The sequence below is a fragment of the Paraburkholderia sp. genome, from assembly GCF_035948235.1.
In the GTDB taxonomy this organism is placed as follows: Bacteria; Pseudomonadota; Gammaproteobacteria; order Burkholderiales; family Burkholderiaceae; genus Paraburkholderia.
Window position 1 is genome coordinate 1 of the sequence record NZ_DASZJJ010000114.1, and the last position, 8,329, is coordinate 8,329.

The 8,329-nt window shown below is 64.2% G+C and carries 8 protein-coding genes; all 8 read right to left on the minus strand.

Annotated features, from left to right (window positions below):
• Positions 1 to 175: 175 nt before the first annotated feature.
• Positions 176 to 832, minus strand: coding sequence for a methyltransferase domain-containing protein (locus VG320_RS10070; protein WP_327199967.1), 657 nt, complete (start codon positions 830 to 832; stop codon positions 176 to 178).
• Positions 833 to 868: 36 nt separating this feature from the next.
• Positions 869 to 2,449 carry a ubiquinone biosynthesis regulatory protein kinase UbiB gene (ubiB, locus tag VG320_RS10075; RefSeq protein WP_327199969.1) on the minus strand — a complete coding sequence of 527 codons (1,581 nt, stop codon included), beginning with the start codon at positions 2,447 to 2,449 and terminating at the stop codon, positions 869 to 871.
• 3 nt (positions 2,450 to 2,452) lie between these two features.
• A complete protein-coding gene (locus tag VG320_RS10080) occupies positions 2,453 to 3,109 on the minus strand; it encodes a ubiquinone biosynthesis accessory factor UbiJ (RefSeq protein WP_327199970.1) in 657 nt (218 codons plus the stop codon).
• A 130-nt stretch (positions 3,110 to 3,239) separates the two neighbouring features.
• Entirely contained in the window at positions 3,240 to 4,232 is a 993-nt protein-coding gene (locus VG320_RS10085; protein ID WP_327199971.1) for a Tim44 domain-containing protein, read from the minus strand.
• Between the two features lie 36 nt (positions 4,233 to 4,268).
• On the minus strand, positions 4,269 to 5,000 hold the full coding sequence (gene ubiE, locus VG320_RS10090) for a bifunctional demethylmenaquinone methyltransferase/2-methoxy-6-polyprenyl-1,4-benzoquinol methylase UbiE (protein ID WP_103707846.1): 732 nt from the start codon (positions 4,998 to 5,000) through the stop codon (positions 4,269 to 4,271).
• Positions 5,001 to 5,101: 101 nt separating this feature from the next.
• Complete coding sequence (locus tag VG320_RS10095) at positions 5,102 to 5,515, minus strand: DUF971 domain-containing protein (protein ID WP_327199972.1); 414 nt, start codon at positions 5,513 to 5,515, stop codon at positions 5,102 to 5,104.
• Between the two features lie 117 nt (positions 5,516 to 5,632).
• Positions 5,633 to 6,085, minus strand: a complete 453-nt coding sequence (locus tag VG320_RS10100) for an HIT family protein (protein ID WP_327199973.1) — start codon at positions 6,083 to 6,085, stop codon at positions 5,633 to 5,635.
• A gap of 42 nt (positions 6,086 to 6,127) precedes the next feature.
• Positions 6,128 to 8,329 (minus strand): FAD-binding oxidoreductase (locus tag VG320_RS10105; RefSeq protein ID WP_327199974.1); only part of this gene is annotated, 2,202 nt, incomplete at its 5' end.

Genomic DNA, 8,329 nt, shown 5'->3' on the forward strand with positions numbered 1-8,329 from the left:
CAAAGCCTTGAATTATAGCCGCAAACGCTCGCCTGGCCCGGGAATTGCCGGGACGGTGGAACGCAGGGCACCTGCGCGTAGTTGGGGACGGCTTGCGGCCGATCAAGTACTTTGGCTTGTTTTCAGGCGCACGACGCGATGAACGCGCCGTTGCCGCCTGGTCGCCATCGCGGTTCTAGCTGTTGCGCCGCCACGTCAGCCAGCGCTCGCGCCCCTCGAACACGGGCAGCGAGCCTTGCACGGCTTGATCGTCGATCAGCGTGAAATACGGCGTGAGCAGCGCGTCGAGTTCGGCGCGCGCGATGCCGAACGGCGGCCCCTTGGGCGTCTCGCCGATAAAGAAATATCCCGCCAGCAATGCGCCCGGCGCGAGCAGTTCCGCCATGCGGCGCGCGTAGTCCGCGCGTTGCGCCTTGGGCAGCGCGCACAGGAACGCGCGCTCGAAGATCCAGGCCGGCGTGAACGGCGGCGCGTAGGTGTAGAAGTCCGCCTGCTCCACCACGTCCGCATGTTCGCCCAGCGCCGCGCGGGCGTGCGCGACCGCCTGCGGCGCGAAGTCGATGGCGCGCACCGTGCGGCCGCGCTCTGCCAGCCAGCGCGCTTCCCAGCCGTTGCCGCAGCCGGGAATCAGCACAGCGGCGTCCGGGTGCGCCGTCGCGAATGCCTCGAAGGCCGGCAGCACGCCCGCCTGATCCCACGGCGTGAAGCCGCGCTCGAAGCGCTCGTCCCAGAACGCCGGGGCGGCGGGGTCGCGGCTTTCGAACTCCGGGGCCGAGTTCGGCGTTGAATTTTGCGTTTGATCCGGCCGTGCCGGAGGGGTCGGGTCGCTCATCGTCTCACTCCCATGTTCCGCACGGCGCGCTCTATGTCAGCCGCCGTATCCATAGGCCAGCGCCAGCCACACGCGCGCCGCCACCATGCCGACGCCCACCGCCACGCCAAACACCACGAGGCCCTGCAACAGTCGGTTGGTCTTGCGCTGCTCGGCAAGAATCTGGCGGATCGCCTCATCGTTGGCGTGGCCCGGCTCCTGCCGATGCAGCAGCGCCTGATGCACCAGACGCGGCAATTGCGGCAGCGTCTTGCTCCACTGCGGCGCCTCGATCTTGAGGCGCTCGAACCAGCCGCGCAAGCCAATCTGCTCGGTCATCCAGCGCTCCAGATACGGCTTGGCCGTCTTCCAGAGATCGAGTTCGGGATCGAGCGAGCGCCCCAGCCCTTCCACGTTGAGCATGGTCTTTTGCAGCAGCACGAGCTGCGGCTGGATTTCCACGTTAAAGCGACGCGAGGTCTGGAACAGGCGCAGCAGCACCTGGCCGAGCGAAATATCCTTGAGCGCGCGATCGAAGTACGGCTCGCAGACCGCGCGAATCGCGCTTTCCAGTTCCTCGACGCGCGTGGTGGGCGGCACCCAGCCCGACTCGATATGCAGCGTGGCGACGCGGTGATAGTCGCGCTTGAAGAAGGCGAGGAAGTTCTGCGCGAGGTAATTCTTGTCGAAGTCCGACAGCGCGCCGACGATGCCGAAATCCAGCGCGATATAGCGTCCGAAATGCGCAGGATCGAGGCTCACCTGGATATTGCCGGGGTGCATGTCGGCGTGAAAAAAACCGTCGCGGAACACCTGCGTGAAGAAGATTTCCACGCCTTCGCGCGCAAGCTTCGGAATATCGACGCCCGCTGCGCGCAGCCGGTCCACCTGGCTGATCGGCACGCCCACCATGCGCTCCATCACCAGCACGTTGGCGGTGCTGAACTCCCAGTACATCTCGGGCACCATCAGCAGATCGAGGCCCGCGAAATTGCGGCGCAGCTGGCTGCCGTTGGCGGCCTCGCGCATCAGGTCGAGTTCGCCGTGCAGATACTTGTCGAATTCGGCGACCACTTCGCGCGGCTTCAGGCGCTTGCCGTCGGCCCACAGGCGCTCGGCCCACACGGCGATATCGCGCAGCAGCAAGAGATCGGAATCGATCACCGGACGCATGTTCGGGCGCAGCACCTTCACCGCCACCGCCTTGCCCGCATGCTGCCCGGACTTCACCTTGGCGAAGTGCACCTGCGCGATCGAGGCGCTCGCCACCGGCACGCGCTCGAAGTCGTCGAACAGCACGTCGACGGGCGCGCCCAGCGATTTTTCGATGATGTCGATCGCCACCTGCGATTCGAACGGCGGCACCTGATCCTGGAGCTTGGCGAGTTCGTTGGCGATATCGAGCGGCAGCAGATCGCGCCGCGTCGACAGCACCTGGCCGAACTTCACGAAGATGGGGCCGAGGCTTTCGAGCGCGAGGCGCAGACGCACGCCCGGCGGTTGATCGAACTTGCGGCCAATCGTGGTGATGCGGAGCAGCAGTCTGACGCGCCGGTCATTGATCCGGCTCAACATCATTTCGTCGAGACCGAAGCGGATGACCGTAAAGAAAATCTTCAGGAAACGCAGAAAACGCATGTCTTAATTGCCTTGTAGCGGGCTCGGGCCGCGCGAGGCCGGGTTCTGGACCCCGCCCGCGCCGCGCGCTTGTGTTTTTTGTTCAAGGCGCTCGATGCGCTTTTCGACGCGCGCGAGCGCATCGCGCGCGCGGGACAGCTCGGTGTTGAAACTGTCGAGCTCGGCGTGCCGAACGAGCTGCGGCTGTTCGTCGAGCAGATACTCGGTGACGGAGCCCAACACGTTGCGGCCGGTGCGCAGCGCCTGCTGGTGCGCGGCGCGCGCGAACGACGCGATGCGCGAGGCCGGCGCGTCGCCGATCAGCTTCGCGAGATCCTCTTCGGGCTCCCAGCGCAGGTGTTCGGCAAGCTTGCCGATGATCTGCGCGAATTCGGCGTCGCCCTCGATCTTGACGTGCTTCATGACGGCGGACTGGCCGCCCTGCACATACGACGAGAGCGCGCCCGCAGGCAGCGAAAGCGCGACGTCGGCGTGGCCCGCATCCTGTTCATCGACCGCGGCAAGATAGCCGTCGGGCTGCACGAGCAAGGTCAAAACAACGGGCGGACAGGACAGACGCGCGGTCTTGCCTGCGTAAGGAGCGAGTCGGTCGCGGGCCCACGATTCGCGGGCGAGCAGGTGATTGACAGCGGCGGCGAAGGGCTTGGCGGCGAGGGTCATCGGCGTGGAAATAAAAAAACCCGCGCGGGCGTCGAGCTCACGCGGGTTCCTATTGTAGCGTTCGAGGCGCAAGGCCGCGCCGCAGCAGGGCGGCGGCTATTTCGTCGCGCCGCCCGGCACGCTCATGCGCTTAATGCGACTCCACCTGCTGGATGCCCGCGAGCAGCCAGCCCTCGCCCGTCGTGCGCGACTTCGACAGATTCCAGATCTCGACGAACGGTTCTGCGGCCGCGCCCGCTTCTTCACGGATCAGGCCGGTGAAGCGCACGCTCGCCAGATATTCGTTGCCGCGCTCTTCGACCGCCAAAAGATCGGCGTTGAGCTGCACAACGTCGGTCTGATTGCTCTGCGCGCCACGATTCGCGAGGTCGACGCGGACTTCGGCGAACATTTCGGGCGTGGTGAATTCGCGGATGTCCTCGATATTGCCCACGTCCCACGCGGCCTGCAGACGCACGAAGTAAACCTTGGCGTTACGCAGGAACGATTCGGTGTCGAAGCCAGCCGGAATGTCAGCAGCGGGGTTGATCTGCGGCGTGGTGAGCGGCTGCGCTTCGGGCGCGAGGTACTGGCCCGTGGGCGGCGCCGTGTAGCGCGGCTCCTGCGGCCGATAGCCACCCGCCTGGTTCGGCGTCGCCCCACCCGTTTGATACGCGGGCTGCGCGTCGCGGCGGCGGCTCATGAACTTGCGGATCAGCCAGATGGCCACGAAGGCGATCAGCGCGATCACGATCATGTTCGCCATCATGCCGGCGAACGCTTCACCCAGACCGAAGTGCGAGAGCAGCGCGGCGATGCCCAGACCCGCCGCGAGACCGGCAATCGGCCCAAGCCAGCGGTTGCGCGCCGGTGCGGGCGCGGGCGTCGGCGCGGCTGCGCCGGGAGCGCGCTGCGCGCCGGCTTGCTGCGTCGGGCTCGGTTGTGCGGGCGGCGGCGTGGTGCTGCGCTGCGACGCCACCGACGACTGTTTGCCGAAGCTGCGTCCGCCACCCATGCGTTTTGCTTCAGCGTCGAGCGAAGCCATGCTACCGGCGACGATCGCACCGATCACCGCAAAGGTGCCGATCCGCCTTGCCCAAGACATTGAAAGCTTTTTGGAAGCATTGTTACGAGTCTCAGACATGGCGAAATTTCCTTTAAAGACAGAGATTTAGGAACATTAGTACTTTGTCCCGACATGTAAGGCTACCACGCCAGCTGACAAATTGTAATATTTGACGGCATCGAGGCCGACTTGTTCCATCATCGTCTTGAGTGTTTCCTGGTCCGGATGCATGCGGATCGACTCCGCCAGGTACTGGTAACTGTCCGCATCCTGGGCGAAACGCTTGCCCAGCCACGGCAGCACCTTGAACGAGTACACGTCGTACGCCTTCTTGAGCGGCTCCCAGACCTTCGAGAATTCGAGCACCATCACGCGGCCGCCTGGCTTGATCACGCGGCGCATTTCCGCCAGCGCGCGATCCTTGTGGGTCATGTTGCGCAGACCGAAGGCCACCGTCACCAGGTCGAAGTAGTTATCCGGGAACGGAATCTTCTCGGCGTCGCACAGCAGCGCGGGCGTGATCACGCCTTTATCGATGAGTCGGTCGCGGCCCACGCGCAGCATCGATTCGTTGATGTCGGTGTGCCAGACCTCGCCGGTCGGGCCTGCCTTCTTCGCGAACGCCATCGAGAGATCACCCGTGCCGCCCGCGATATCGAGCACCTTCGCGCCGGGGCGGATGTTCGCCTGCGCGATCGTGAACGCCTTCCAGGCGCGGTGCAGCCCGCCCGACATCAGGTCGTTCATCAGGTCGTAGTTCGAGGCGACCGAGTGGAACACACCGGCCACCTTCTTCGCCTTGTCCTGTTCGTCGACTGTCTGATAGCCGAAGTGGGTTTTGCTCATCGCGCTCGTCCTTTCGCGGGTCTTGACCCGGATCGTGTCCGGATCTTTTAGATGGAGTGCGCCGCGCCCCTCGCGCGGCGGCTGGATCGTAACAGGAAGCGTCAGTGGCAGTGGCCGTGCGCGGCAGGCGCAGGGTTCATCGGCGCATCGCGCTCGACGCCCGCTGCCTTGAGCCTGGCGAAATAGTCTGCCCAGAGCGCGTCCTGACGCGTCGCCAGCTCGTAGAGCTGGTCCCAGGAGTAGATGCCGGTGTTGTGGCCATCGGAGAAAGTGGGCTGCAGCGCGTAGTGGCCGACGCCTTCGAGCGCCGTGATCGTCACTTCGCGCTTGCCGGTCTGCAGCGTTTCCTGGCCAGGGCCGTGGCCACGCACCTCGGCCGAGGGCGAATAGACGCGCATCAGTTCGAACGGAATGCGATAGCTCTCGCCGTTCGCATATTGCAGTTCGAGCACACGCGACAGCGCGTGCACCACGACGCCGGTCGGAATCGGCGTATCGGATTTCAGTCCACTCATGTTTGTCCCTGATCGACTATTGCGTCGAACCTTGCGAGCCTCGAATGCGCCGCGTGCCCGGGCTACACACTCAGGAACGCGCACGAACGGCTGCTTCGCCGCTTCACGCGCGTTCGCTCAATCCTGCTGCGTCTGCCCTGCCGCACCCGCGGCGCCCATTTCCTGACGCACCGCCTCGCGCAGCAGCGTGGCCTGCGCGCGGCGCTGCCCGAGCATCGCTTCGGACACCGTACGCTGGCGCGGCGACCATACCGACATCGGGAAATGCGCGTCATTCGTGAAGCGCGGAATCACGTGCCAATGCACATGCGGCACCTGATTGCCGAGACTCGCCAGGTTCACCTTCGACGGCTGCATGATGCGGCGCAGCGCCCGCTCGACCGCATAAACGGCGCGCATAAGGTGTTCCCGGTCGGCATCGGCGAGATCCGAGAACTCGGCGACATGCGTATTCCAGATCACGCGGCAAAAGCCGGGATATTCGGCTTCAGCGGTCGCGAGAACGATGCGCATACGCTCGTCTTCCCACAGCACTTCACCGCCTTCCTCATTACAGAATACGCATCCCATCGTCGTCCTCGAACCCGTGTTACGGAAAAATTGGCGCTGACATTAGACCAGCACGCGCTCGATTCCGCCATTGTTCGCATGGCTCACGTAGTCGGCCATCCAGTTCTCGCCGAGCACGTGACGGGCGATTTCCACCACGATGTAATCGGCTTCGACATTGGCGTCCTCGTTGTAACGCGACAGACCCTGGAGGCACGACGGGCACGACGTCAGGATCTTCACGTCCTGCGCCTTGCCCTGGCCGCCCGCTTCCTGCTGGGTGGCGGGCTGCACGCCGTTCGCACCGTTGCCGATGATCGGAATGTCGCGCAGCTTGGCCGCGCCCTTGCGGATTTCCTCTTCCTTGCGGAAACGCACCTGGGTCGAAATGTCCGGACGCGTCACCGCGAGCGTGCCCGACTCGCCGCAGCAACGATCGTTCTTTTCGATCTTGTAGCCGTCTTTTTCCGAACCCATCAGTTCGTTGACGAGTTTGACCGGGTCCATCGTCTTGATCGGCGTATGGCACGGATCGTGGTACATGTAGCGCGTACCGCTCACGCCATCGAGCTTGATGCCCTTTTCCAGCAGGAACTCGTGGATGTCGATAATGCGGCAGCCCGGGAAAATCTTGTCGAATTCATAACCGGCCAACTGGTCGTAACACGTCCCGCACGACACCACCACGGTCTTGATATCGAGGTAGTTGAGCGTGTTGGCGACGCGGTGGAACAGCACGCGGTTGTCGGTGACGATCTTCTCGGCCTTGTCGAACTGACCCGAGCCGCGCTGCGGATAACCGCAGCACAGATAGCCCGGCGGCAGCACGGTCTGCACGCCCGCTTCCCAGAGCATTGCCTGGGTCGCCAGACCCACCTGCGAGAACAGACGCTCCGAACCGCAGCCCGGGAAATAGAACACCGCTTCCGAATCCACACTCGTAGTCTTCGGATTGCGAATGATCGGCACGATCTTGTTGTCTTCGATGTCGAGCAGCGCGCGCGCCGTCTTCTTCGGCAGGTTGCCCGGCATCTTCTTGTTGACGAAGTGGATCACCTGCTCGACCACCGGCGCGCGGCCCGTCGATGCGGGCGGATGCGCCGTCTGCTTCTTGACGAACTTCTTGAGCACGTCGTTGCCCAGGCGCTGCGCCTTGTAGCCCACGCCCATCATCGCGGTACGCGCCAGATTGATGGTCTGCGGATTGGTGGCGTTGAGGAAGAACATGCCCGCCGCGTTGCCGGCGTTGAACTTCTTCTTGCCCATCTTGCGCAGCAGATTGCGCATGTTCATCGTCACGTCGCCGAAGTCGATCTTGACCGGGCACGGCGTCACGCACTTGTGGCAGACCGTGCAGTGGTCGGCCACGTCGTTGAACTCGTCCCAGTGCTTGATCGACACGCCGCGGCGCGTCTGCTCTTCGTACAGGAAGGCTTCGACCAGCAAGGACGTGGCGAGAATCTTGTTGCGCGGGCTGTACAGCAGGTTCGCGCGCGGCACGTGCGTGGCGCACACCGGCTTGCACTTGCCGCAGCGCAGGCAGTCCTTGACCGACTCGGCAATCGCGCCAATGTCGGATTGCTGCATGATCAGCGACTCGTAGCCCATCAGGCCGAACGACGGCGTGTAGGCGTTGCGCAGATCCGCGCCTTCGAGCAGCTTGCCCTTGTTGAAGCGCCCTTCCGGATCGACGCGCTGCTTGTAGGCGCGGAATTCGGAGATTTCGTCTTCGGTGAGGAATTCGAGCTTGGTGATGCCGATGCCGTGCTCGCCCGAAATCACGCCGTCGAGCGAACGCGCCAGCTTCATGATGCGCGCAACCGCGTGGTGCGCGTCCTGCAGCATCTCGTAGTTGTCCGAGTTGACCGGCAGGTTGGTGTGCACGTTGCCGTCGCCGGCGTGCATGTGGAGCGCAACGAACACGCGTCCGCGCAACACCTTCTTGTGGATCGCCTGGGCTTCGTCGAGGATCGGCTTGAACGCGCCGCCATTGAAGATCTGGCGCAGTTCGGCGCGGATTTCCTGCTTCCACGAGATGCGCACCGTGCGGTCCTGCGTCACGTCGAAAACCGTGACGCCCGATTGCACATCGACGCGATCGGCGAACTTCTCCGCCAGCGCTTCATAGCCCAGTTGCACGAGGTAGTGCTGCGCCTCGCGCAACGACATGTCGAGCTTCTCGCCCACGAAGGTCCAGCGCTCGCGCACGCGCTTGAGCAGGTCGAGCGCCTGCTGCACGCGGTCTTCGAGCAGTTCCGCGCTGGG